Here is a 24805-nt window from a genome sequence, read left to right as displayed (position 1 = left end):
GGAGATACCGATATGAGCAACAAGAAGACGCAAGTAGGCGAAGGCGCCATGGTCGAATACGTCACCGCGATGATCGGCGGCCAGCTGTTCGGCCTGCCGATCTCCCGCGTCCAGGACGTGTTCATGCCCGAGCGCGTCACCCGCGTGCCCTTGTCCTCGCGCGAGATCGCGGGCGTGCTGAACCTGCGCGGCCGCATCGTCACCGTGGTCGACATGCGCGCCCGTCTCGGCCTGCCGCAGCCCGAGGACGGCAAGGTGCCGATGGCGGTCGGCGTCGACCTGCGCGGTGAATCCTATGGCCTTCTGATCGACCAGATCGGCGAAGTGCTGCGTCTGCCCGAAGCCGGCATGGAAGAGAATCCCGTCAACCTCGATCCCCGCATGGCCAAGCTCGCCGGCGGTGTCCATCGCCTCGACGGACAGCTCATGGTCGTCCTCGACGTCGATCGCGTGCTCGAGCTCGCGCCCGAGATGATGGCGGCCTGATACGGCGGCTTCGCCGCCGCCGGACTTGCAATTGGAAGTACCCCCCGCAAAGGGGGAGGAAGCAGAGGTTCACATGCGAACTTGTCTCGTCGTTGATGATTCCAGCGTCATCCGCAAGGTTGCGCGCCGGATCCTGGAAGGTCTCGACTTCCAGATCCTCGAAGCAGAGGATGGTGAGAAGGCGCTGGAAGCCTGCAAGCGCGGCCTGCCCGACGCGGTGCTGCTCGACTGGAACATGCCCGTGATGGACGGCTACGAATTTCTCGGCCATCTCCGCCGCATGCCCGGAGGCGATCAGCCCAAGGTCGTGTTCTGCACCACCGAGAACGACGTCGCGCATATCGCACGGGCGCTGCACGCCGGCGCCAACGAATACATCATGAAGCCGTTCGACAAGGACATCGTGACGGCGAAATTCCAGGAAGTCGGCCTTATCTGAGCGACCCGCCGGATCGTTCGGCGCTGTTTTCAACCGTTCCCTTTCAGTCTGAGTTGGTGAGTAATGAGTGTTGCGTTCGCAGGGAATTCGGCTACGACGGCGTCGCGCGAAGCGGGGCCGCTGCGCGTGATGATCGTCGACGACTCCGTCGTCATCCGCGGTCTGATCTCGCGCTGGGTCGGTGCGGAACACGACATGGAGGTCGCCGCCTCCCTGCGCACCGGGCTCGAGGCGGTCAACCAGATCGAACGCATCAATCCCGATGTCGCCGTGCTCGACATCGAAATGCCCGAGCTCGACGGCATCTCGGCGCTGCCGCAACTGCTGGCGAAGAAGCGCGACCTCGTCATCATCATGGCCTCGACGCTGACCCGCCGCAACGCGGAGATCAGCTTCAAGGCGCTGTCGCTCGGCGCGGCCGATTACATTCCGAAGCCGGAATCGACGCGCGAGGCGTCGGCTGCGGACGTCTTTCACCACGACCTGATCCAGAAGATCCGCCATCTCGGCGCGCGGCTGCGGCGCAAGCCCGCGGTTGCGAGCCCGCCCCTGGCGCCCGCGACCCCGGCTCCGGCCCCGCGCAGTCCCGTTGCGCGGCCTGCCGCGCCCGCGCCGGCCGCATCGCTCTACCCGCAATCGGCGGCGGGGATGAGCACGCGTCCGTTCTCGTCGCAGGCCCCGAAGGTGCTGCTGATCGGCTCCTCGACCGGCGGACCACAGGCGCTGATGGCGCTGGTCACCGAGCTCGGCCCCGTCATCGACCGCTTCCCCGTGCTGATCACCCAGCACATGCCGCCGACCTTCACGACCATTCTTGCCGAGCATCTGGCGCGCTCGAGCCGCAAGCCGGCCGCCGAGGCGGTCGACGGCGAGCCGGTGAAGCCGGGACGGATCTATCTCGCGCCCGGCGGCAAGCACATGCGCGTCGCCCGCAACGGCGCCGACATCGTGATCGCGCTCGACGACGGCCCCGCCGTCAATTTCTGCAAGCCCGCGGTCGATCCGCTCTTCACCTCGGCCATCGACATCTGGCACGGCAACATCCTCTCCGTGATCCTGACGGGCATGGGCTCGGACGGCATGCGCGGCGGCAAGGACATCGTCGCCGCCGGCGGCAGCGTGATCGCGCAGGACGAAGCCACCAGCGTGGTCTGGGGCATGCCGGGCGCGGCGGCCAATGCCGGCATCTGCTCGGCGATCCTGCCGCTCAACCAGATCGGCGCCAAGGTCAACCGCCTGTTCGCGGGAGACCGCTCGTGACGCCCACCGATTACGATTATCTGCGCAAGTTCCTGAAAGAGCGCTCCGGCCTCGATCTGTCGCCCGACAAGCAGTACCTGGTCGAGAGCAGGCTGCTGCCGCTGGCGCGCAAGGCGAGCCTTCCCGGCATTCCCGATCTCGTGCTGAAGATCCGGAACGGCGACGGCCGGCTTGCCACCGACGTGGTCGAGGCGATGACCACCAACGAGACCTTCTTCTATCGCGACAAGATCCCGTTCGATCACTTACGCGAAACCATCCTGCCGAGTCTCGTCAAGGCGCGCGCGGCGCGCAAGAGCCTGCGGATCTGGTCGGCGGCGTCGTCGACCGGGCAGGAGCCCTATTCGATCGCGATGTGCGTGAAGGAGATGGGCGCGGCGCTGGCCGGCTGGCGCATCGAGATCGTTGCCACCGACCTGTCGCAGGAGGTGCTGGAGAAATCCAAGGCCGGCGTCTACAGCCAGTTCGAGGTGCAGCGCGGCCTGCCGATCCAGCATCTGATGAAGTATTTCACGCAGAACGGCGAGCTGTGGCAGCTCAATGCCGACATCCGCGCCATGGTGCAGTTCCGCCAGCTCAACCTGCTGCAGGACTTCTCGCATCTCGGCACGTTCGACGTGATCTTCTGCCGCAACGTGCTGATCTATTTCGATCAGGACACCAAGGCGGTGATCTTCGAGCGGATGGCGAAGACGATGGAGGCCGACGGCACCTTGCTGCTCGGCGCCGCCGAATCCGTCGTCGGCATCACCGATGCGTTCCGTCCCATCACCGAGCGCCGCGGTCTCTACCAGCTCAACCCGGCGCGCTCCGGCCGTCCCATGGGCGGATTGATGCCGCAGCCGCTGAAGCTCGCCGCGGCGAAGTGAGATGCTTCTTCTTCCCCTCTCCCCTTGTGGGAGAGGGTGGCTCGCCGCGATAGCGGCGAGACGGGTGAGGGGTCCTCTCCTCACGATCAGTCCTGCGAGTGGAGAGAACCCCTCATCCGGCGCTTCGCGCCACCTTCTCCCACAAGGGGAGAAGGGAAGAACTCATTGCTCACAAAATCGCATGCGGCAGGAATCGCGAATGGTTGCCCGTGATCGGGCTCTCGTCTTCGCGGATCGATAGTCCGCACGGCTCGTGGTTCACCAGCCAGCTTCCGATCACCGGGTAGAAGCCGGAGAAATTCGGCAGCGGTGCCAGCGCCTGCCGCACGAATCCCTCAGCGCCGTAAGGGCCCGCCTGCTCGTCGAGCGCCATGCCGCCGGACACGATCGTGACGTTGGCGCCTTCGCGTGACAGCAGCGGCTTGCGCACATAGAACGTGCCGAGCTCGGCGGCGCGCGGATCGTCCTCGAAGAACGCCGGCAGCAGATGGGGATGGTTCGGAAACATCTCCCAGAGCAGCGGCAATATGCCCTTGTTGGAGAGCACGGCCTTCCACGGCGGCTCGAGCCAGCGCGTCGGCGCGTCCTTCAGCTTTGCGCCGAAGGCGTCGTGGAACATCCATTCCCAGGGATAGAGCTTGAAGGCGAGCGCAATGTCGGTCTCGTCGAGGTCGACGAAGCCGCCGCTCTCGTCGCGCCAGCCGATCTCCGCGATGTCGAGCAGCCTAGTCGACAGCCCGGCCTGGCGCGCGGTGTCTTCGAGATAGGCCAGCGTGCCGGCGTCTTCGGCATTGTCCAGCGTGCCGGTGAGATGGAGATGCCGGCCTGCGCCAATCTCCTTCCACGCCGCGATCAGTCGCTCGTGGATGGAGTTGAACTGATCGGCGCGCACCGGGACGATGCGGCGCTCGATCGCCTGCTCGAGCCAGGTCCATTGAAACACCGCGGCCTCGAAGATCGAGGTCGGCGTGTCCGCATTGTATTCGAGCAGCTTCGCCGGCGACTTGCCGTCGTATTTCAGGTCGAGCCGGCCGTAGAGGCTGCGGTCGTCGCGCTCCCAGCTTTCGGCGATCAGGCCCCAGACCGCTTCCGGGATCTGCAGGCGCCGCAGGCGTTGCTCGTCGTCGATCACGCGGCCGGCCAGCTCCAGGCACATCGCCTCGATCTCGCCCGTCGGCGTCTCGATGCCGCGCTCGATCTCGTCGAGCGTGAAGCCGTAATAGGCGCGCTCGTCCCAATAGCGTTCGCCGTCGATGGTGTGGAAGACGAAGCCGCATTGCGCCGCCGTCTCTCGCCAGTCATCGCGCTCCAGGCAGGTGATGCGCTGCATGTTATTTCAGCCGCCGCCCGAAAAGCCGTGGCCGAACGAGCCGAAGCCGCCGCGGCTGACGCTGCTGTGGCCGGAATCGGACGACGTGCCGGATCCGGAATGGCTGGAGGAATCGCTGCTGAAGAAGCTCGATCGCGACGACCAGCGCGAGCTGCCGCTGCTCGAGGAGCTGCTCCTGCTGCTGCAGGCGGTGCTGGTCAGAGCCGAGCCTTCCGCGCCCGGAGGAGGCGGCTCGCAACTTCGCGGCATCAACGTGTAGGCGGTGGTGCCGACGGCGAGGGTGCCCATCACCAGCAGGGCGACATGGCCGGAGCGTTTCATCGGCGAGCGCGGAGGTGTCGGCTCACTTACCGGCCGGCGCTTGCCGAACTCCTTCTTGGAGGGTTTGTCGGCCATGTCAGTAGATCATGCAGGCGGCGTTGAGGAGGCCCGCGGCGAGCGAGGCCAGGCCGAGCCAGATGGCGGGGGCGAGCTCGCCGGCGGAGATCCGCCCCGACAGGTTCGGCACCGGGACCTTGACGAGGAAGAACACGATGATTTGCACGATCAGAGCGATGATCGCCCAGATCAGGCAGTCCAGCACGTTGGCCGAATGCGCGATGGCGCTGACCAGCGGTGCCACGAAGCCGAGCAGGCTGAGGCCGAGCGCGATCGCCGCGGCCGGCTCGTTGTCGCGGATCAGCTGGAACTCGTTATGCGCGGTGATGCGGGTGTAGACCAGCAGATAGGCCACGATCGCGATCAGCCCGGTGCAGAAATAGACCAGGAAGGCGGGCAGGCCGGCCAGTGATTGCAGGATCATCGTTCCCCCATCGTGCAGCGACCATTCGTCGGCGGGGGGAGGTTAGCGGTTCAAACGTTAAGAGAGAGGAGCCGCAAGCGGGAGAGAATACGCCCCAAAAAACAAAACCCCGCCATTTGCGGCGGGGTCCAGGCTGGGAGGAGCGAGCCCACGAAGGCTCGCGACGTAAACCCAGAGATCAGGCGGGGATGCGCTCTTCGTGCTCGTGCGGCTCGCGCAGCACGTAGCCACGGCCCCACACGGTCTCGATGAAGTTGCGTCCCTCGGAAGCGTTGGCCAGCTTCTTGCGGAGCTTGCAGATGAAGACGTCGATGATCTTCAGCTCGGGCTCGTCCATGCCGCCATAGAGGTGGTTGAGGAACATTTCCTTGGTGAGGGTCGTGCCCTTGCGGAGCGAGAGCAGCTCCAGCATCTGGTATTCCTTGCCGGTCAGATGCACGCGCTGGCCGCCGACTTCCACCGTCTTGGTGTCGAGGTTGACGACGAGGTCGCCGGTCTGGATGACCGACTGGGCGTGACCCTTGGAGCGGCGCACGATCGCGTGGATGCGGGCAACCAGCTCGTCCTTGTGGAAGGGCTTGGTCATGTAGTCGTCGGCGCCGACGCCGAGACCCTTGACCTTGTCCTCGATGCCGGCGAGGCCGGAGAGGATCAGAATCGGTGTCTTGATCTTGGAGACCCGGAGCTGCTTGAGCACGTCGTAACCGGACATGTCGGGCAGGTTGAGGTCGAGAAGAATGATGTCGTAATCGTATAATTTACCGAGATCGACGCCCTCTTCCCCCAAATCGGTCGTGTAGACGTTGAAGCTCTCAGACTTCAGCATCAGCTCGATCGACTGCGCGACGGCGCTGTCATCTTCAATCAGCAAAACGCGCATGCCAGTTCCCCATAGTCGCCGCTCCTGGGCGTCAGGTCGGCCGCATTCGCGGCACTCAACAAAACGCCTTTGAACAACTGATTCGGATCCTGACAACAGATGGTTAACAAATCCTGATTCTGGAACGCAAGTCCCCCCGGTGCAATTTTTCTCGAATCGCCCTAAGGTCTTGCGCGTGAAGCAGCTTTCGTTATCCAGCTCCGTTCAAGTTCCACTTTAAGAGACGGGCCTAACCGACTCCCGCGACTCAGCCTTCTTCTGAAGGGGAGTCACGCTCAGTCACAAAGACAGTGACGCAATGATTAACGATGCGGGTAAACACGAAGTTAAGCGCCGTTCAGAAATATGGCGAAACTTAAGGTTTTCACCGTGATGTCCCGGGATCGCGGCGGCGAGCCCTTCGGTTTACTGAGGCGGCCAGCCATGAGAGCCCTCCCATGAAGGCACTTGCCGAACAGATCGGCGACATCGACGGCGTCAATATTTACGGCCGTGTGGTCGGCGTGCGCGGTCTGATGGTCGAGGTGGCTGGTCCCATCCATGCGATGTCGGTCGGCGCGCGGCTGGTGATCGAGACCGGCGCGAGCCGTTCGATCCCCTGCGAGGTGATCGGCTTCTCCGGCAACAATGCCGTCGTGATGCCGTTCGCCGGACTCGATGGCGTGCGCCGCGGCTGCAAGGCCGTGATCGCCAATGCCGCCAACCAGGTGCGTCCGTCGTCGGCCTGGCTCGGCCGCGTCGTCAACGCCCTGGGCGAGCCGATCGACGGCAAGGGGCCGTTGCCGCAAGGTTCCTCGCCGATGCCGTTCCGCAATACGCCGCCGCCGGCGCATTCGCGCAAGCGCGTCGGCGCGCCGCTGGATCTCGGCGTGCGCGCGATGAACACCTTCCTCACCTGCTGCCGCGGCCAGCGCATGGGCATCTTCGCAGGCTCCGGCGTTGGCAAGTCGGTGCTGCTGTCGATGCTCGCGCGCAACGTCGATGCCGCCGTCAGCGTCATCGGGCTGATCGGCGAACGCGGCCGCGAGGTTCAGGAATTCCTGCAGGACGATCTCGGCGAGGAGGGCCTGGCGCGCTCGGTCGTCGTGGTCGCCACCTCCGACGAGCCGGCGCTGATGCGCCGCCAGGCGGCGTATCTGACGCTCGCGGTCGCCGAGTATTTCCGCGACGAGAACCAGGACGTGCTCTGCCTGATGGACTCCGTCACGCGCTTTGCCATGGCCCAGCGCGAGATCGGCCTGTCCGCCGGCGAGCCGCCGACCGCCAAGGGCTACACGCCGACCGTCTTCACCGAGCTGCCGAAACTTCTGGAGCGCGCCGGACCGGGCCTCGGGGAGGGCGCCATCACCGCGATCTTCACGGTGCTGGTCGACGGCGACGATCATAACGAGCCGATCGCGGACGCGGTCCGCGGCATCCTGGACGGTCACATCGTGATGCAGCGTTCGATCGCCGAGCGCGGCCGCTATCCCGCGATCAACATCCTCAAATCCGTTTCCCGCACCATGCCGAAATCGGCCGACCCGCAGTTCTGGCCCGTGATCCAGAAGGCGCGGGCGGTGATGGCGACCTATGCCGACATGGAGGAATTGATCCGTCTTGGCGCCTACCGGGCCGGCTCCAGCCCCGAGGTCGACGAGGCGATCCGCCTGCACGAGCCGCTGGAGGCCTTCCTGCGCCAGCGCAAGGACGAAAATGCATCACTCGCGGACGGCTACCACCAGTTGGCGCAAATCCTCGGTAATTTGGAAACGGAACGCTAACTTTGTCCGGTCATCATCCCACCCCACAGAGTAGCAGAGCCGGTCTGGGCCCCCATCGGGCCCTTGGGGTGACCGGTATCGTCCCACGTGCAGCGGGGGGACTTCTGGGGAGTATGAGTCGATGAAGTCACGAGATACCCTCATTCGCCTGAAGAAGTTTCAGGTCGACGAGAAGCGCCGCCGGGTCACCCAGATCGAGACCATGATCGCCGACTTCCAGCGGATGTCGACCGATCTTGAGCGCGAGATCACGACCGAGCAGGAGCGCGCCGGGATCAACGATCCCTCGCACTTCGCCTACCCGACCTATGCCAAGGCCGCGATCCAGCGCCGTGAGAACCTGACCCGCTCGGCCGACGAGCTCAAGGGCCAGCTCGACGAAGCCAAGGCCGCTCTGGCCGAGGCCTTCGAGGAGCTGAAGAAGGTCGAGCTGCTCGACGAGCGCGACCAGGCCCGCGAGCGCGCCGAAGAGAACGCCCGCGAGCAGGCCGACCTCGACAGCATCGGCCTGATGCGCGCCCGCATCGGCGCCGTCGCCTAAAGCGGCTAGCCGCCATATCGCGTCGGAATTTGTCAAACCCGGACCGCAAGGTCCGGGTTTTTCGCATGTGCTGTCCACAGTGTCGCGCCGCGCCCCTTGGTGGTCGGCTTTGCCGCGCGCTATGGTGGCGGAGTCCAGGGCCTGCGCGGAACGCGCTTGAGCCCGCGTTGGGGGGCTGAATGCTGACGCCAGCCGAGCTGGTCGGGTTGATTGAGGCGGTGGCGAAGGGCGATCAGGCCGCTTTCGAGCGCCTCTACGCCGCCACGCGCGCGAAACTCTTTGGCGTCGTGCTCCGTATCTTGCGCCGACAGGATCTCGCAGAGGAGGTCATTCAGGAGGCCTACGTCAAGATCTGGAACAGCGCGGGCCAGTTCAATCCGGCACTGTCCTCGCCGATCACGTGGATGGCCTCGATTGCGCGCAACCGCGCGATCGACATCGTGCGCAAGAAGTCGGAGGTCTCGATCGAGGAGGAGCCCCAGGCGATGGAGGTGGCGGCCGACAGCCCCGATCCGCTGGCGCGCCGGGAGATGACCGAGGAATTGAAGCGGCTGCTCGAATGCGTCGGCCGGCTCGAGCCGGACCGTCAGCGGCTCGTGCTTCTCGCCTATTACAACGGCTGGAGCCGCGAGCAATTGGCGGAGAAATTCGCCGCGCCCGTCAACACGGTGAAGACGTGGCTCCGGCGCAGCATGTTGGATATTCGCGAATGCCTGGGATTATGAGGGCGTCTCTTGTGAGGATAGTTCTGGACTGCATGTGATGGCCTATACGGAGGACCATATCGCGCTCGCCGCGGAATATGCGCTCGGTACGCTGAGCGCCGACGAGCGCGCGCAGGTCGAGACCATGATGGCGGTGGACGAGGCGTTCGCCGCGATCGTGCAGGCCTGGGCCTACCGGCTCGGCGTCCTCAACCAGATGGTCGGCTCGGTCGAGCCGCGTCCGATCGTGTGGGAGAACATCAAAGCGGAGATCGCGCGCACGGCACTGGCGCAGCAGCCGCCCGTGCTGACTGACATCGCACCGCCGCCGGTCCCGCCGCTCGAAGCTGCGCCGCCCGAGGTACCGCCGGAACTGATGCCGCCATCGGAGCCGCAGCCCGCCGAGGCAGAACAGCCCGAGCCGGTGCGTGCAGGATCCGATGCGATTCCCGACATCGCGCCGGTCTTCATGCCGCAGGTCCACGCGCCCGATCCTCAGGTCGTGCGGGCGCCGCAAGTGCCGATTGCCGACGACGGCAATGTCATTCGTCTCGAGGGGCGCGTGAAGCGCTGGCGCGGAATCGCATCCGTTGCCGGTGCGCTCGCCGCGGCGCTGCTCGTTACGTTGTCGCTGCAGATCTTCCTGCCCGACGCGTTGCCGGGCGCCTTGCGTCCCGCGCCGCGTATCCAGACGGTCGAGGTGAAGTTGCCGGCCGCGCCGCTGACGGCAGCCGCGCAATATGTCGCTCTGCTGCAGGGCCAGGCGGGCGGCCCGGCCTTCATCCTCACGGTCGACGGCGCGACCAAGAACTTCACGCTGCGCAAGGTCGGTGCGACGCCGGAGGCCGGCAAGAGTTTCGAGCTCTGGCTGATCTCCGACAAGCTGCCGCGTCCGCGCTCGCTCGGCGTGATCGGCACGGGCGATTTCACCGCGCGTCCGCTGCTCGCCTCCTACGATTCCGAAGTCGTCAACGGCGCGACCTACGCCGTCACCGTCGAGCAGCCCGGCGGCTCGCCCAACGGCCAGCCGACCTCGGCCCCGGTGTTCTCCGGCAAGTTGATCGAGACCGTTCCGCCCTCCCAGCCCCAGACACCCGCCAAGAAGTAGGGCCGTAGCCCGGATGAGCGTTAGCGATATCCGGGGACGTCCGTTCCCGCATGTCGCTGCGCTCATGCGGGCTACAGGACCGCACCGACCGCGACCGTTCCGTCGTACCAGCCCCAGGCGCCTGCGAAGAAACAGGCGCCGTAGCCCGGATGGAGCGCAAGCGTAATCCGGGACCTTCGCGCCGTTAGGCAGGAGCCCCGGATTGCGCTGCGCACCATCCGGGCTACGGGCCCCCAATTGTCGCCTGGGTCCGTTTCGCCGTCGCCTCCCGACAAGTCTCCCTGAATCCGCCCCGGATTTGAACCTCGCCGCAATCCCGGGCGTCAAATTCCCGGAAATTGCAGTCGGCGCCGCCGATCGCGGAGCCGAAAGAGGGGCTAGACATCAGATGGATGCAGCGAAAACGCCGGGCATCTTCGTCCACCAATATACGGGACTACCGCAAGGTCCGGCCTTCGAGCATTGGCGCGAGCGGGCCTTCGGGGCCTGCGGCCTCGATATCGCCCCGAGCCGTGGCGACAGCATCGATTGCCGCCTCCAGATCAGCGTGGTCGACAACATCACGCTCGCCATTCCCGAAGGCGCCTCCGCGCAATATTCCCGCACTCAGAGCCATCTCGCCGACGGCAGCGACGACCTCGTCCTGATCGCGGGGCGCGCAGGCCTCGTCCGCGTCGGGCAGAACGGCCATACCATGGAGCTCGCGCCCGCGCAGATGGTGCTGGTCGACATGGCCGTCACCGGCACCGTCGGCCACACCGACGACGATCGTTTCACCACCATCCGCATGCCGCGCCGGGCGCTGCTCGACATCAATCCGCGCGCCGAGGACAAGCTGTCGCAAGTGCTCTCCGACGGCGCGGTCGCCGAGACCATCTTCCGCTACCACGGGCTCGCCGCCAATCATGCGCCGCATCTCGATGCGGTCGGCCAGCGTCTCACCGCGCAGCACATGGTCGATCTCGTCGGCCTTCTGCTCGGCACCGATGCCGAGCATGCGAGCCTTGCACGCGGCCGCGGCCATGCGGCGGCGCGCCTCGACCTCATGCGCGCCGACGTGATGGCCGCGCTCGGCCGCAACGATCTCTGCCTGTCCGAGATCGCGACGCGCTCGGGCCTCAGCCCGCGCCAGGCACAACGCCTGTTCGAGCAGGCCGGCACGACGTTCACAGAATTCGTGCTCGAGCAGCGCCTGCTCAACGCGCGAAAACTGCTCGGCGATCCCCGCGCCAGGGCGCGCAAGATCAGCGACATCGCGCATTCCTCGGGCTTTTCCGATCTGTCCTATTTCAACCGCGCCTTCCGCAAGCGCTTTGGCGCGACTCCGTCGGAACTGCGCGAGGCGTGAGCGTGTGCGAATTCGCCCGGCCGTCATAGCCGTCGCGGTTGGTCTGGCCGCGCGGATCGGCTATATTCCCTGATGCGGGCAGGCCGATCGATCGCCTGTTTCAGTCTTGGGAAATGCAGTCACGGACATGGCGCGTATCGTCGTGCTCGGCGCAGGGTTTGCAGGTCTGTGGGCGGCCATCGGCGCGGCGCGCAAGCGCGACGAGATCGGCGCGAACGGCGAGATCGAGATCCACGTTCTCGACCGCAATCCCTATCACAACATCCGCGTGCGCAATTACGAGGCCGACCTCGGCGAGGTCGCGCTTCCGCTGGGTCGATTGCTCGATCCGATCGGTGTCAGCCACGGCCTCGGCGAGGTCGAGGCGATCGATCCCTTGCATCGCCGGATATCGCTCGTCACGAGCGGCGGCGAGGAGACGCTGGCCTATGACCGCCTCGTGCTCGCGCTCGGCAGCGAGGTGATGCGTCCCGACATTCCCGGTCTTGCCGCGCACGCTTTCGACGTCGATACCTATGCTGCGGCGCTTCGGCTCGAGGACCATCTCGCCTCGCTCGGACGCAGCGCGCCGTCGGCGGGGCGTTCGACGGTCGTGGTGGTCGGCGCCGGCTTTACCGGCATCGAGGTCGCGGCCGAGATGGCGGACAGGCTGGCGCGGGCCGGCATCACCGGCAGCCGGCGCGTCGTTCTGGTGGATTCCAATCCGGCGGTGGGCGCGACCATCGGTGCGCAGGCGCGTCCCGTCATCGAGACGGCATTGGCGTCACTGGAGGTCGAGACACGGCTTGGCGTGCGTGTCGCCTCCGTCGAGGCGGCCGGCGTGCACCTGAGCTCGGGCGAATTCGTCGCGACGCAGACGGTGATCTGGTGTGCCGGGATGCGCGCGAGCCCTCTGGCGGCGAGCTTTCCGGACGCGCGCGACCGGCTCGGGCGCCTCCTGGTCGATCCCTTCATGCGCGTTGCGGATGTCGGCGGCGTGTTCGCGGCCGGCGACGTTGCCTCGAGCGTGGTCGACGGGCTGCATCCGACGGTGATGTCGTGCCAGTTCGCGCGCCCCATGGGCCGCTTTGCCGGTCACAACGTCGTTGCGGATCTCGTCGGCCTGCCGATGCTGCCGCTGCGGGTCGACTGGTACGTCACGGTGCTCGATCTCGGCGGCTGGGGCGCGCTCTATACCGAAGGCTGGGACCGCGAGGTCAGGACCACCGGCCAGGCCGCGAAGGCCACCAAGCAGACCATCAACCGCAAGCGCATCTATCCGCCGCTCACTGGCAGCAAGGAAGAGTTGTTTGCCGCAGCCGCACCGACGGTGCAGGCACCGCCGCCGAGCTATGGGGCGCGGTAGCGATCTGGATGATTGGTCGGGGGGGGGCGGTGCTGCGTCTTGCTCCCGTCATTGCGAGCGCAGCGAAGCAATCCAGAAGTCTTTCCGCGGTGACAGCCTGGATTGCTTCGCTGCGTTCGCAATGACGATGTTGGGACGGCGCGCGTCAAACGACGGTCTCGTGCCCCGGACGCAGCGCAGCGCTTCTTCAGCGGTGCGCTGCAGAGCCGGGGCCCATGCAGCGAGTGTCGTAGCCTCTGGGTCCCGGCTCTGCGCAGCAACGCGAAGGGCGTTGCAGCGCGTCCGGGACACGAGAGAGACGTCCGCTGCTCCTACACTCTCCGTCATTGCGAGGAGCCCTTGCGACGAGGCAATCCAGGTTGTCTCAGAGGAGGGATTCTGGATTGCTTCTGCCTTCGCCAAAGGCCTCGGCGGACAACTCGCCACGCTCGCAACGAGGCACACCCCAGACATGAGAAAGCGCCCGTGGGGGGCGGGCGCTTTCTGTAGTCGACTTGGGGTTGGGGTCGTCTACATATCCACGTGGCGACTTTGGGGGGCTGGTAAAGAGCCGCGTGAATTCAAAAAACTCGTGTGATCTCCTTAGCGAACCAGGAACTCAGCGAACCAGGGACGCGTTCGAGCTGGTGATGGTGACCGGCTTGCCGGCCTTGAGCACGCGCGCGGTCTGGGTCAGGCCTTCATCCGAACCTGTGGTGCGTGCCGTGATGCCGAAGCCCGCAACTGTGATCCCTGCGACGAGGGCAACGACCACGACTTTCAAATGGGTCGAGCGATCTGCGCTGTAAATCGAGTGGTTCATGGAAGGCTCCTGCCGCCATCTACCCGAAGTAGTCGCCTGCTTGTTTGGGCAGGTTCATGCTTCCGGTGCCCAACAACCTAGTATTGGGGGGATTCGTTCCCAAGAGGCCATCACAAGAGCGTGAATGGTCGTGAAAAGTCGCGATCAATAGCGAGGCCTGATCGTGCAATTTTGCAATTATTTCAATGTCGTAATGTGCTTCTCTGGCGCCTTATCCGCATTTGGTCGACAAGGCGCCAGGAACTCAAAAACCATTTGCCTGTGGCCGAAAAACACACGGCTTCTTAAGGCAAATCAGATGCTTCCGACCGTCTTCAGCCTCGCCCTGGGGTGGATCTCCGCCTGCGACAGCACGGTGGTCTGGGCCCGGAACCGCTCCACCAGGGAGCGGACGAAGGGACGAATTGCCGCAGAGGTGACCAGCACCGGCGCCTCGCCCTCGCGGGCGGCGCGCTCGAAGGCCTCGCGCACGGCGGTCATGAACTCCGACAGTTTCGAGGGCTGCATCGCAAGGCTGCGCTCCTCGCCCTGGCCGATGATGGATTCGGCAAAGGCCTGCTCCCATTTCGCCGACAGCGCGATCAGCGGCAGGTAGCCGGCATAGGAGGTGTTCTGCGCACAGATCTGCCGGGCGAGGCGGGCGCGGACGTGCTCGACCATGGTCGCGGGATTGCGCGAGAAGGCGAGCGAGTCCGCGATGCCCTCGAGGATGGTCGAGAGGTCGCGGATCGAGATGCGCTCGGCCAGCAACAGCTGCAGCACGCGCTGGATGCCGGAGACCGTGACCTGGCCGGGGACGATGTCCTTGACCAGCTCGCTCTGCTCCTTCGGCAGCTCCTTGAGCAGTTTCTGCACCTCGCCATAGGAGAGCAGGTCCGACATGTTGGCCTTGAGCAGCTCGGTGAGGTGGGTCGAGAGCACGGTGGCGGCGTCGACGACAGTGTAGCCCTTGAGCGAAGCCTCCTCCTTGAGGCTGGCGTCGACCCAAGTCGCGGGCAGGCCGAAGGTCGGCTCGGTGGTGTGGATGCCGGGCACCTGCACCTGGCTGCCGCCGGGGTCCATGACCATGAACTGGTTCGGCCAGATCTTGCCGGTGCCGGCGTCGACCTCCTTGATCTTGATGATGTAGGTGTTGGCCTCGAGCTGGACGTTGTCGAGGATGCGCACCGCCGGCATCACGAAGCCCATCTCGATCGCGAGCGAACGGCGCAGCGCCTTGATCTGCTCGGTGAGGCGGTCGGTGCCGTCGGGGCCGTTGACGAGCGGCAGCAAGGCATAGCCGAGCTCGATCTTGAGGTCGTCGATCTTGAGCGCGGCCGAGATCGGCTCCTCGGCGGCCGCAGCGCCCGGCGCGCCGGGCTGACCGGCGGCAGGCGCGGCCATAGCGGCTTCCTCGGCCTTGGCGGTGACGCGGTTGCGGTTGCGGGCGTTCCAGGCGAGCGCGCCGGCGCCGGCGCCGAGCGCGAGGAACGGGATGGTCGGAATGCCCGGCAGCGCCGCCAGCACCAGCATCACCGCCGCGGACATCGCCAGCGCCTGCGGATAGCCGGAGAACTGCTTCATCAGTGCCTTGTCGGCAGCGCCGGAGACGCCGGCCTTGGAGACCAGCAGGCCGGCCGCGGTCGAGACGATCAGCGCCGGCACCTGGGTGACGAGGCCGTCGCCGACCGTCAGCAGCGTGTAGCTGCGGCCGGCGTCGGCGAAGGACAGGCCCTGCTGCGCCACGCCGATGATCATGCCGCCGACGACGTTGATGAAGACGATCAAAAGGCCGGCGATGGCGTCGCCGCGGACGAATTTGGAGGCACCGTCCATGGCGCCGAAGAAGCCGCTTTCGTCCTCCAGCTCCTTGCGCCGGTGCTTGGCGACCTTCTCGTCGATCAGGCCAGCGGACAAATCGGCGTCGATCGCCATCTGCTTGCCAGGCATGGCGTCGAGGTGGAAGCGCGCGGCGACTTCGGCGATGCGGCCCGAACCCTTGGTGATGACGACGAAGTTGACGATGATCAGGATGGCGAAGACGATGATGCCGATGACGAAATTGCCGCCCATCACGAAGTTGCCGAAGGCTTCGATGACGTGACCGGCGGCAGCCGTGCCCTCGTGCCCATGCGACAGGATCAGGCGGGTCGAGGCCATGTTGAGCGACAGGCGCAGCATGGTCGAGATCAGCAGCACGGTCGGGAAAGCGGAGAATTCCAGCGGCGTCTGGATGAACAGCGACGTCATCAGGATCAGGATCGAGAGCGTGATCGAGATCGCCAGGAACAGGTCCAGCACGATCGCGGGCAGCGGCAGGATCAGCACCACGAGGATGGTGAGGATGCCCAGCGCCAGCGCGATGTCGCCGCGCTTGAGGATGGTGATGATCTCGTTGAGCGAGGGGATGCCTGGCCTTGCGCTGCCTACGCCCTGTCCCGCGGTGACGTCGACCATGGTAGCTGCCTCCCCGCGCGACTGCCGTCCGCGCGCCCCAAATGTCTGCGCGGCGGCCGAGGGGCCGCCATTCCGAAAGTGAGGCACCGCACTGGCGTCCACGGGAGCTCCCGTTTTACGCGGCTGACGACACTCGACTTCACCCGGCAATTCTTGCCGGGTGTATGGTTAGCAAAGGGTTAACGAAGGGGTGGGAAGGGGGCGGACCGGGGTGTTTCGGGGCCCTCTGGCCGTCATTCCGGGGCGCCCGAAGGGCGAGCCCGGAATCCATGGGGCGGCAGAGTTGGTGGAGAGGTGGATTCCGGGCTCGCGCCAAGGGGCGCGCCCCGGAATGACAGGGGAGGCTATTTCGCCCTCTCCATCCTCGTCACCGTGTACCCCGATGCCGCCTCCTCGGCCTCGAAGGTGACCTTGTCGCCGACCTTGACCTGCTTGAGCATGGCGGGGTCCTTGACCCGGTAGACCATGGTCATGGGGTCGTCCATGCCGAGGCTCTTGGCCGGTCCGTGCTTGAGGGTGATCTTGCCGGCGCCCTCGTCGATCTTTTTGACCTCGCCGCTGATCGAGGCCCCGGCCGCAAGGGTCGCGGTGGCAGCGCCCAGCGTCAGTGCCAGCGCGGCGGCGATGCGGATGATGCGGTTCATGGGAAGCTCCTTCATTTGACGGTGACGTGGCCGACCATGCCGTAGTCGCGGTGATCGGGGATCAGGCAGGAAAACTCGAACGTGCCGGGCTTGCTGAACTTCCAGAGGATCTCGGCGGTCTTGCTGGGTGCGAGGCGCACGCCGTTGGGATCGTCGTGCTCCATATGCGGATGCTTCTTCATCTCCACCGCATGGGCGAGATTCTCCTTAGGTGTGGCGAGCAGGAATTCGTGGTCCTCCTTGCCGACGTTGCGCAGTACGAAGCGGATCTGCTCGCCGCGCTTGACCTCGATTTTCGACGGCGCGTAGTCCATCTCGTTGAGAAGGATCTCGATCGTGCGCGCGGGCTTGTTGGGATCGCCGGGCTCGCCGGCCGAAAAAGTCGTGTGAGCATGCTTGTCGTGCGCAAGCGCCGGCGCGAGCGACAGCGCGGCCAGCGCGAGGCCGAGCTTGATGGTCTTCATCGTCATCTCCAGTTGGTGGGTCATCGAAACCTTCACATCTTCATCTTGTGGGGCGGCTTGCCGGGTTGCCGCACAGGTGCCGCATCGGGCGCCTCGACCTCGTAGGCGACGGTGCCTTGCGGGAATTTGTAGGGGCCGGGATCGCGGTAGTCGTCGCGCGCGAGGTCCTCGCGGATCTTCATCACGGTGAACATGCCGCCCATCTCGATCGGGCCGAACTGGCCGGTGCCGGTCATCATCGGCAGCGTGTTGTCGGGCGCGGGCATCTCCATGTTGCCCATCGCCATGCCGGTCGAGCCCATCGCCATCGCGTCCGGCGCGAGCTTGCCGACCGCCTTGGCGAGATCCTTGCGCGACACGCCGATCAGGTTGCGCACGTCGTGGCCCATCGCATTCATGGTGTGATGCGATTTGTGGCAGTGGAACGCCCAGTCGCCGGGATTGTCGGCGAGCACGTCGAACACGCGCACCGCGCCGACCGGCACGTCGGTCGTCGTCTCCGGATATTGCGCGCTCTCCGGCACCCAGCCGCCGTCGGTGCAGGTCACCGCAAAACTGTGGCCGTGCAGATGGATCGGGTGGTTGGTCATGGTGAGATTGCCGATGCGCACGCGCACCCTGTCGCCGAGCCGCACGGCCAGGGGATCGATGCCGGGAAACACCCGCGCATTCCAGGTCCACATGTTGAAGTCGGTCATCTCGTTGACCCGCGGCAAATAGGTGCCGGGATCGACGCGATAGGTGCTCATCACGAAGACGAAGTCGCGATCGACGGGACGGAAGCCCTGGTCGCGCGGATGCACGACGACCATGCCCATCATGCCCATCGCCATCTGCACCATCTCGTCGGAATGCGGGTGGTACATGAAGGTCCCGCTCTTCCTCATCTCGAACTCGTAGACGAAGGTCTTGCCGGGCTGGATGTGCGGCTGCGTCAGCCCGCCGACGCCGTCCATGCCGCTCGGGATGATCATGCCGTGCCAGTGCACGGTGGTGTATTCGGGCAGTCTGTTGGTGACGAAGATGCGGACCTTGTCGCCCTCGACGGCCTCGATCGTCGGCCCCGGAGACTGGCCGTTATAGCCCCACAGATTCACCTTCATGCCCTCGGCGAACTCGCGCACGACGGGCTCGGCGACGAGATGGAATTCCTTCCAGTCGCCGTTCATGCGGAACGGCAGCGACCAGCCGTTCAGCGTGACCACGGGACGATAGTCGGGCCCGCCGACGGGATGCAGCGGCGGCTGCATCACCACCTTGTCCATGTGCGGAGCTTCCGGGATCGACGCGGCCTGCACGCGGCCGCTGATGGCTGAGGCGCTGGCGAGCGCGGCGGTGCCCAAAAATCCTCGACGGGAATACATGCTGGTCTCCATCTCAGTGGCCGGCATCGGCAGGCGCTGCCGCGGCGATGGTGGTTGAATTGTCGCCGCCGGAAGCAGGCGTGCCGCCGCCATTGACGGCGGTCTGCAAGTCCGACTGGGCGAGGAAGAATCTCTGCCGGGCGTCGATCGCGCCGCGCAGGGAGGCGAGGCGCTGCCGTGCCTCGGTGAGCAGCGCGAAGATGTCGACCTGCATGCTGGAGAAGCGCAACTGCATCTCCTCGGTGATGATCTTTCGCAGCGGGATGATCTCGCGCTGATAGTGGCTCGCGATATCGTAAGCGGATCGGTAGGTGCGGTAGGCATCGCGCGCTTCGGAGCGCACATTGACGGCGCGCTCGGTCAGGCGGTTGAAGGCGAGGTTGTAGGTCTCCGCCGCCTGCCGCACCCGCACCTCGCCGCCGTCGAAGATCGGGATCTGGAACTGGACGTCGAAGCCGCGCTCGCGGAACGGCGTGCCCTCCGGGTCCTGGGTGCGGCGGGAGATGCCGGCGAGATCGAGCAGCGTCACGAAGCGCGTTGCTTCCGTGAGGTTCAGCGATTTCGCGAGCGCATTGAGCTCCAGCCGCGCGATCTGCAGGTCGATACGATGAGCGACCGCATCGGCTTCGATTCCAGGCAGGGCCTGCGGCCGGCGCGGCAGCGGCGGCAACTGGTTGGGCAGACGGAAGTCGAGGCCGCCGTCCCACAGGCCCATCAGGCGCGCCAGCCTTTCGCGCGCGCTCGTTGCGGCCTGCCGTGCGGTGGCGAGATCGGCGGTGGTCTCCGCGTAAAACACCTGCTCGCGGGCCTGGTCGAGCTTGTTGAGGGAGCCGGTCTCGCCGAGCTTAACGGCGAGCTGCGCGGTCGATTCCGCGGTCGCCTTCGCCTCCGTCAGCAGCACCACCGTCTCGTTGCCGGAGACGGCGCGCACATAGGCGCGGCGGACGTCGGCGGCGAGCCGCAAGGTCGCCAATGCCGCGCGCAGCTGCGCCTGACGAAAGCGTTCGCGGGCGATGTCGGAGCGGAACGGCAGGGTGGCGAGCGCCAGGATGTCGCCGACCACCTGACGCTCGATCTCGCTGGCGCCATTGCCTGTGATTCGCGAGATCGAGAACACCGGGTTGGGCGGCAGGCTCTGCTCGACCAGGTCGGTCTCGGCCAGCGCCAGCTCGTTATAGGCGGCCTGCAGTCCCCTGTTGTTGAGCAGTGCGATCTGCACGGCGGCGTCCACACTGAGCGTCCGAGCCAGCAACTGTCGAACGCGCGCATCGACCGCGTCCGCGCCGTCGGCCGTCCTCACGAAGGCGACGTCCTTGTTGATGGTCTGGCTGGTCAGCTCGGAGACCGTATTCATGCCGCTGTCCGGCGAAAACGCGGCACAGCCGGAGACGCTCAACGCGGTGAGCAGGAGCAAGCCTCGCGCGAAATGGCGTGTCATGGCGCGCTCCTACCGTTCCTGCTTCGGTTGCGGTGTGACAGCGCCGTTGCGGTCGCGCCATGGCTCAGGCGTTGCAGGCCGCAGACTGCTGTAGGGCGCGATGGTCGACCGATAACGGACCGGCGCGACCTTCGCCGCGGGATCGGCGGGGTCGGCGGCCGCGATCTGCGTGGTGGCCGGCATGCAGCCGGACAGCGCCAGCGCAAGCACGGCCAGCAAGGCCCAATGACGTGAAATGTAGATGTGTCGTCCACGCACCGCGGATGCGGCGGCGAACGTCGCCCTGGAAAGCGTCGGCATGATTCATCCCTGATCTCAAGACCACAGGTCCGCGCGCGCAAAAGCGCGCAACGGCCCGAAATCGTCGTGTCAGATCAGGCGATGGGAGGGCGGTAGTGCAGGGGCGCGGCCGTGCTGAGCAGGCTGGTCACGCTCTCGGGCGCGCAGGTGGAGACGGGCAGGAGCGGCTTGGCGACGTTGGGAAGATCGGCCGGCAATGCGCTCACACACATCATCGCGCAGCAGGGACCGACGGTTCCCTTGCCATCATGATGATGCGGCGCGGGCGCGTCCTGCGCGGCGATCTGGTGATGGGCGTGTGCGGCCGCATGGTCGTGCATGGCGCCGTCATGCGCGTGACCCGCCGCCATCTGGTGATGCATAGGCATGGCAGCCGCGAGCGCCGGCTCTTCAAAGCATGGCGCGGGACCGCCCCATGCGAGGCTTGCCGCCGGCGCGAGCACGCAGAACAGATAGGCGAGCGCGATCAATCGCCCCACCTTGATCCGCATCGATCGTGTCAATTGCAGCAACATTCCCGCCGACATGCTGTTCGCGCGGCCAGGGTGCACACGCTGATTGCAAATTAGTGGCAAATCGCGGGATCGCCAAGCACCTTCTTACCGCAGTGCACCGCGCATGCCCAATATCGCGCCACAATGCTTGACCGTGCGACGATCCGCGGGCCATGGTCCGGCCCGTGCACGCACCCAGTCATCCAGGACAAACACCCGCTGCCTTCACCCCTGATTCGCGTCAGGCCTGGGTGCGCCTCGTGCTTGCGCTCGTGATCGGCTCGATCGGCGCCGTCGGCATGTGGGCGGTCGTGGTCGTGATTCCCGTCGTGCAGGTCGAATTCGGCGCCACGCGCGGCGCGGTGTCGCTGGCCTTCACGTTGATGATGTTCGGCTTCGGGCTTGGCGGCGTGATCGCGGGCAAGATCACCGACCGGTTCGGCATCGTGTCGGCGATGGCGATCAGCATCGCCTTCCTCGGCGTCGCCAATGTGCTCGCGGGGATGTCGACCCAGCTCTGGCAATTCGTGGCGGCCTATTTCCTGATCGGCCTCGGCACGTCCGCGACCTTCGCGCCGCTGATGGCGGAGGCTTCGCACTGGTTCGAACGCTATCGCGGCCTTGCGGTGACCATCGTCGCCAGCGGCAATTACGTGGCGGGAACGATGTGGCCGCCGATCGTGAGCTGGGGCACCGAGACGATCGGCTGGCGCTACACCCATATCGGCATCGGCATCGTCTGTGCCAGCTCGATGGCGGTGCTCGTCCTCGTGCTGCGCGGGCAGATGGGCGACGACCATATCCGCGATCATGCCAATGCACCGCCGCCGCGCGTCGATCTCAAGCTCTCGACCAACACGCTGACGGTACTGCTCTCGATCGCCAGCATCGCCTGCTGCGTCGCCATGGCGATGCCGCAGGTGCATATCGTCGCCTATTGCGGCGATCTCGGCTACGGCGTGGCGCGCGGCGCAGAGATGCTGTCTTTGATGATGGCCTGCGGCATCGTCAGCCGGATCGGCTCGGGCTATCTCGCCGACAAGATCGGCGGCATCCGCACGCTGCTGGTGGGATCGCTGGCGCAGGGCTTTGCGCTGGTGTTCTATTTGTTCTTCGACAGCCTCGCCTCGCTCTATTTCATCTCCGCGATGTTCGGCCTGTTCCAAGGCGGTATCGTGCCGAGCTACGCCATCATCGTGCGCGAGGCGATGCCGGCGAGCGAAGCCGCAACGCGCGTCGGCATCGTGATCTTCGCCTCGGTGTTCGGCATGTCGTTCGGCGGCTGGGTGTCGGGCCTGATCTTCGACGCCACCGGCTCCTACGGGGCGGCGTTCGCCAACGGCGTCGCCTGGAACGCGCTCAACATCAGCATCGTCGTGCTGCTGCTCATCCGCTCGCGGATGGGCTCGGTCAAGACCGGGCCGGGTTTTGCGACCTAGCGCGTCTCAATGCGAGAGTGGATCGAGGAAGGGCGTATCGACCGCGCTGACATAGAAGATGACGACCCTGGTCTCTCCGTTCGTGCGATTGTAACCCGTCATCGGCACGCCCGGCGGTTCGATCAGCGCCTCGCCGGCCTTGACTGTGAGAGGCGGCTTGCCAGCCAGCTCCAGCGTGAAGGCGCCTTCGAGCACGTACACGGTCACGGGGTAGCGGTGAGTATGATAGACGGTCTTGTCGCCGGGGCTGAATGACGCGGTCATCACCCGCACTGATTGCTTGTCGTCCTTCGGCAGTCCCTCAACTATTTGCTGCAGCACCAGATTTGGTTTGGCGATGCCATGCGCATCGTGGCTCTGGGCTACGGCCGGGGCAGTGCAGCCCAGCATGATCGCGGTGCCGAGGGCGAGGTGAGGGCGCATCTTGAACCTCCATTGCAAGGTCGCGGATGCAGCCTAGGAGCGGTCGTTCCGGCGTGGGAGCCGCAACATTGCGGGTGGCGGCCGCACAAGTGCATAATCCGCCCATGTTCGACTGGAACGATCTCAAATATTTCCTGGCGGTGGCGCGCCACGGCAGCACCATTGCCGCCGGCAAGGCGCTCGGTCTCAGCCAGTCGACCGTGCATCGCCGGCTGGACGAACTAGAACGGCGGCTCGGCCGCACATTGGTGACGCGTCAACAGAGCGGTTACCGCCTGACTGAATTCGGCCAGGCCATCTTGCCGTATGCCGAGCGTGTCGAAGCTACGATCGTGGACTTCACGCGGCGAGCCAACGACGTCGAGCAGGATATGATGGGCGTGATCCGTGTCACCTGCCCGGAGCCGATCGTTGCCCGGCTGATCCGATCCGGCCTGATCGACGTTTTTCACATGCAGCATCCCTCGCTCCGCGTCGAGTTCGTGATGAGCGACCGCTATCTCGACCTCTCCAAGGGCGAGGTCGACGTCGCCTTTCGCTCCGGTGACACCGATGATGAACTCTTGGGACGCAAGATTGCCGAGTCGATCTGGGCCGTGTACGCCAGCCGCGACTACGTCGAACGGCAAGGCAAGCCGGAGCGTATCGAGGATCTCGCCCGCCATCTCCTCGTCGGCCTGGACGACTCGCTGGCCAATCATCGCGCCGTCAAATGGCTCAAGGAGGTCGCGCCGGATGCCCGGATGTCGGCGCGTATCAACAGCGTGCTCGGCCTCGTCTCTGCAATCAAGTCAGGCGTCGGCATCGGGCCGCTCCCGGTTGCGCTCGGCGACGCCGAGCCCGACCTCGTGCGTGTGCTCGGCCCCATACCGGAATTGACGCGGAACTGGCGCATCTTGACGCATCCTGATCTCAGGCGCGTGCCGCGGATTGCTGCATTCTTCGACTTCATCGTGCTCCAGCGCGAGGCGCTGAAGCCCATCCTGACGGGATGATACCTAAACCGCCTGTCCCGCCTTCAGCAACGAACAACCCGTGATCTTGTAGCTGCCGTCCGGCTGCTGCTCGAGCGTGTAGAGGGCTTCCCACGCTTCGCCATTGGCGTCGATGATGTGGACGCGCTGCGCGATCCAGTTGCCCTCGATCTTGCCCTCGCCGAACTCGAAGCTCTTGTGGCGGTAGACCGGCGGGTAACCGCTTTGCACCATCGACATGAAGGCGCCGGGCGCGGGGAAGATCTCCTTGATCGCCGGTGCGGCGTGGGAATAGGCCGTGGCTGCATCGTCACGCGCAAAGGCCTGCTCCTGGGCGCGGATGACGTCCTGGGCCGCGCCAACATCGTCGGCTTGGGCTGCAGAGGAGCTGAAGACGAGGCTGATGGCGACGAGCAAGGCGGCAATGCGCATGACAGGCTCCGCGTTGAAATCCCGGCGATGCCAATTCTAGCATGACCTCAGGGAAATACGGGTGGGCTATCGCTTCCGTTTCACCGGGGGCTTCGCGGGCTCGGCCGTGCGCGCCTTGGCCTTGGCGGGGGGCTGCACCCGCAATCCGTCGACGAACACGTCGAGCAGGCGAAGCACCGAGGATTGCCATCCCCGTTGATCGTGCATGTAGCACATCCCGAAAAACGCCCGCAGTAGGTCCTCCGGGCTGATATCGCCGCGCATCTGGCCCGCCGCGACCGCGCGCCCATGCAGCGAACCGATTGCCTTGGTCAGCCGGTCCATTGAGTAAGCGGCGAGTTCCGACGAGCTTTGATACGCCAGCGCCAGCGCGGCCAGCATGCCTTTTTTCGTGGCCACGAATTCCACGGCGGATTGCAGCCAGCGCCGCAGGGCGTCGACCGGGTCCTTGGCGTTCTTCAACTGTTCGGCCAGCTCGCTGAGCTGCTCGACCTCGCGCCGGTACACCGCCTCGAACAGATCCTCGCGCGTCGGAAAATGCCGATAGAGCGTGCCGATCCCGACGCCGGCGCGCTTGGCGACGGCTTCGAGACTTGCCTCCGGGCCGCCTGCGTTGAACACGACCTTGGCAGCCTCGAGCACGCGCTCGCGATTGCGCACGGCGTCGGCACGAGGCTTTCGAATGGGGTCGGTATGGTCGTCCATGTCAGACAATGTAGA

The 24805-nt window shown here is 65.6% G+C and carries 27 protein-coding genes; 12 read left to right on the top strand and 15 right to left on the bottom strand.

From position 1 onward, the window contains the following. Window positions 1–12 precede the first annotated feature (12 nt). From QRQ56_RS26380 to QRQ56_RS26365, 4 genes are all read left to right on the top strand, one after another. Window positions 13–486 (top strand): chemotaxis protein CheW, encoded by a 474-nt coding sequence (locus QRQ56_RS26380; RefSeq protein WP_438744076.1) that lies wholly within the window; start codon window positions 13–15, stop codon window positions 484–486. A 73-nt stretch (window positions 487–559) separates the two neighbouring features. Continuing rightward, window positions 560–925, top strand: a complete 366-nt coding sequence (locus QRQ56_RS26375; protein WP_007600538.1) for a response regulator — start codon at window positions 560–562, stop codon at window positions 923–925. A 63-nt stretch (window positions 926–988) separates the two neighbouring features. Further along, the gene (locus tag QRQ56_RS26370) at window positions 989–2185 is read left to right on the top strand and encodes a protein-glutamate methylesterase/protein-glutamine glutaminase (protein WP_438744075.1); all 1197 of its coding nucleotides are present in this window, start codon (window positions 989–991) and stop codon (window positions 2183–2185) included. Further along, complete coding sequence (locus QRQ56_RS26365; RefSeq protein ID WP_438744073.1) at window positions 2182–3054, top strand: CheR family methyltransferase; 873 nt, start codon at window positions 2182–2184, stop codon at window positions 3052–3054. Before QRQ56_RS26370 ends, QRQ56_RS26365 begins: the two co-directional genes overlap by 4 nt. A gap of 169 nt (window positions 3055–3223) precedes the next feature. On the opposite strand, the gene QRQ56_RS26360 is transcribed toward QRQ56_RS26365, so the two are convergent. The 4 genes from QRQ56_RS26360 to ctrA form a co-directional block, all read right to left on the bottom strand. Further along, window positions 3224–4384 carry a glutathionylspermidine synthase family protein gene (locus tag QRQ56_RS26360; protein ID WP_438744072.1) on the bottom strand — a complete coding sequence of 387 codons (1161 nt, stop codon included), beginning with the start codon at window positions 4382–4384 and terminating at the stop codon, window positions 3224–3226. A 6-nt stretch (window positions 4385–4390) separates the two neighbouring features. Beyond that, window positions 4391–4780, bottom strand: coding sequence for a hypothetical protein (locus QRQ56_RS26355; protein WP_438744070.1), 390 nt, complete (start codon window positions 4778–4780; stop codon window positions 4391–4393). A 1-nt stretch (window position 4781) separates the two neighbouring features. Further along, window positions 4782–5186, bottom strand: a complete 405-nt coding sequence (locus tag QRQ56_RS26350; RefSeq protein ID WP_438744069.1) for a DUF350 domain-containing protein — start codon at window positions 5184–5186, stop codon at window positions 4782–4784. 178 nt (window positions 5187–5364) lie between these two features. Then, complete coding sequence (gene ctrA, locus QRQ56_RS26345) at window positions 5365–6066, bottom strand: response regulator transcription factor CtrA (RefSeq protein WP_008138878.1); 702 nt, start codon at window positions 6064–6066, stop codon at window positions 5365–5367. 437 nt (window positions 6067–6503) lie between these two features. Here ctrA and fliI point away from each other — a divergent pair, with 437 nt between their 5' ends. From fliI to QRQ56_RS26315, 6 genes are all read left to right on the top strand, one after another. After that, a complete protein-coding gene (fliI, locus tag QRQ56_RS26340; protein WP_438744068.1) occupies window positions 6504–7829 on the top strand; it encodes a flagellar protein export ATPase FliI in 1326 nt (441 codons plus the stop codon). A gap of 121 nt (window positions 7830–7950) precedes the next feature. Next, entirely contained in the window at window positions 7951–8370 is a 420-nt protein-coding gene (gene fliJ, locus QRQ56_RS26335; protein ID WP_008138882.1) for a flagellar export protein FliJ, read from the top strand. Window positions 8371–8549: 179 nt separating this feature from the next. Then, window positions 8550–9095, top strand: coding sequence for a sigma-70 family RNA polymerase sigma factor (locus QRQ56_RS26330; RefSeq protein WP_438744067.1), 546 nt, complete (start codon window positions 8550–8552; stop codon window positions 9093–9095). Between the two features lie 37 nt (window positions 9096–9132). After that, complete coding sequence (locus QRQ56_RS26325) at window positions 9133–10182, top strand: anti-sigma factor domain-containing protein (RefSeq protein WP_438744066.1); 1050 nt, start codon at window positions 9133–9135, stop codon at window positions 10180–10182. A 388-nt stretch (window positions 10183–10570) separates the two neighbouring features. Continuing rightward, window positions 10571–11530: an AraC family transcriptional regulator gene (locus tag QRQ56_RS26320; RefSeq protein WP_438744065.1), complete on the top strand. Its 960-nt coding sequence runs from the start codon at window positions 10571–10573 to the stop codon at window positions 11528–11530. A 127-nt stretch (window positions 11531–11657) separates the two neighbouring features. Then, window positions 11658–12875, top strand: a complete 1218-nt coding sequence (locus tag QRQ56_RS26315) for an NAD(P)/FAD-dependent oxidoreductase (protein ID WP_438744064.1) — start codon at window positions 11658–11660, stop codon at window positions 12873–12875. 598 nt (window positions 12876–13473) lie between these two features. Here QRQ56_RS26315 and QRQ56_RS26310 read toward each other — a convergent pair. From QRQ56_RS26310 to QRQ56_RS26275, 8 genes are all read right to left on the bottom strand, one after another. Next, window positions 13474–13677 (bottom strand): hypothetical protein, encoded by a 204-nt coding sequence (locus QRQ56_RS26310; protein WP_438744062.1) that lies wholly within the window; start codon window positions 13675–13677, stop codon window positions 13474–13476. Window positions 13678–13971: 294 nt separating this feature from the next. Continuing rightward, on the bottom strand, window positions 13972–16113 hold the full coding sequence (gene flhA, locus QRQ56_RS26305) for a flagellar biosynthesis protein FlhA (RefSeq protein ID WP_438744061.1): 2142 nt from the start codon (window positions 16111–16113) through the stop codon (window positions 13972–13974). 344 nt (window positions 16114–16457) lie between these two features. Then, window positions 16458–16757 (bottom strand): copper-binding protein, encoded by a 300-nt coding sequence (locus QRQ56_RS26300; RefSeq protein ID WP_438744060.1) that lies wholly within the window; start codon window positions 16755–16757, stop codon window positions 16458–16460. Between the two features lie 11 nt (window positions 16758–16768). Next, window positions 16769–17245, bottom strand: coding sequence for a cupredoxin domain-containing protein (locus QRQ56_RS26295; RefSeq protein ID WP_438744059.1), 477 nt, complete (start codon window positions 17243–17245; stop codon window positions 16769–16771). An 8-nt stretch (window positions 17246–17253) separates the two neighbouring features. Then, window positions 17254–18585, bottom strand: a complete 1332-nt coding sequence (locus tag QRQ56_RS26290; RefSeq protein WP_438744058.1) for a multicopper oxidase family protein — start codon at window positions 18583–18585, stop codon at window positions 17254–17256. A 13-nt stretch (window positions 18586–18598) separates the two neighbouring features. Then, window positions 18599–20023 carry a TolC family protein gene (locus QRQ56_RS26285; protein WP_438744056.1) on the bottom strand — a complete coding sequence of 475 codons (1425 nt, stop codon included), beginning with the start codon at window positions 20021–20023 and terminating at the stop codon, window positions 18599–18601. 9 nt (window positions 20024–20032) lie between these two features. Continuing rightward, complete coding sequence (locus QRQ56_RS26280; protein ID WP_438744055.1) at window positions 20033–20323, bottom strand: hypothetical protein; 291 nt, start codon at window positions 20321–20323, stop codon at window positions 20033–20035. Between the two features lie 74 nt (window positions 20324–20397). Further along, window positions 20398–20850, bottom strand: coding sequence for a hypothetical protein (locus QRQ56_RS26275; protein ID WP_438744054.1), 453 nt, complete (start codon window positions 20848–20850; stop codon window positions 20398–20400). A gap of 140 nt (window positions 20851–20990) precedes the next feature. On the opposite strand from QRQ56_RS26275, the gene QRQ56_RS26270 reads away from it, so the two are divergent. Further along, window positions 20991–22256, top strand: coding sequence for an MFS transporter (locus QRQ56_RS26270; RefSeq protein ID WP_438744052.1), 1266 nt, complete (start codon window positions 20991–20993; stop codon window positions 22254–22256). A gap of 6 nt (window positions 22257–22262) precedes the next feature. Here QRQ56_RS26270 and QRQ56_RS26265 read toward each other — a convergent pair whose 3' ends face one another. Beyond that, window positions 22263–22679: a cupin domain-containing protein gene (locus tag QRQ56_RS26265; protein WP_438744050.1), complete on the bottom strand. Its 417-nt coding sequence runs from the start codon at window positions 22677–22679 to the stop codon at window positions 22263–22265. A 104-nt stretch (window positions 22680–22783) separates the two neighbouring features. On the opposite strand from QRQ56_RS26265, the gene QRQ56_RS26260 reads away from it, so the two are divergent. Next, window positions 22784–23674, top strand: coding sequence for a LysR family transcriptional regulator (locus QRQ56_RS26260; RefSeq protein ID WP_438744048.1), 891 nt, complete (start codon window positions 22784–22786; stop codon window positions 23672–23674). A gap of 3 nt (window positions 23675–23677) precedes the next feature. Here QRQ56_RS26260 and QRQ56_RS26255 read toward each other — a convergent pair whose 3' ends face one another. Beyond that, window positions 23678–24085: a DUF4864 domain-containing protein gene (locus tag QRQ56_RS26255; protein WP_438744047.1), complete on the bottom strand. Its 408-nt coding sequence runs from the start codon at window positions 24083–24085 to the stop codon at window positions 23678–23680. Window positions 24086–24151: 66 nt separating this feature from the next. Continuing rightward, entirely contained in the window at window positions 24152–24790 is a 639-nt protein-coding gene (locus QRQ56_RS26250) for a TetR/AcrR family transcriptional regulator (protein ID WP_438744046.1), read from the bottom strand. Window positions 24791–24805 lie beyond the last annotated feature (15 nt).

The organism is Bradyrhizobium sp. U531 (assembly GCF_051710265.1).
In the GTDB taxonomy this organism is placed as follows: domain Bacteria; phylum Pseudomonadota; class Alphaproteobacteria; order Rhizobiales; family Xanthobacteraceae; genus Bradyrhizobium.
The sequence above is the reverse complement of the archived record's forward strand: the minus strand, read 5'-3'. Positions and strand labels throughout refer to the sequence as shown.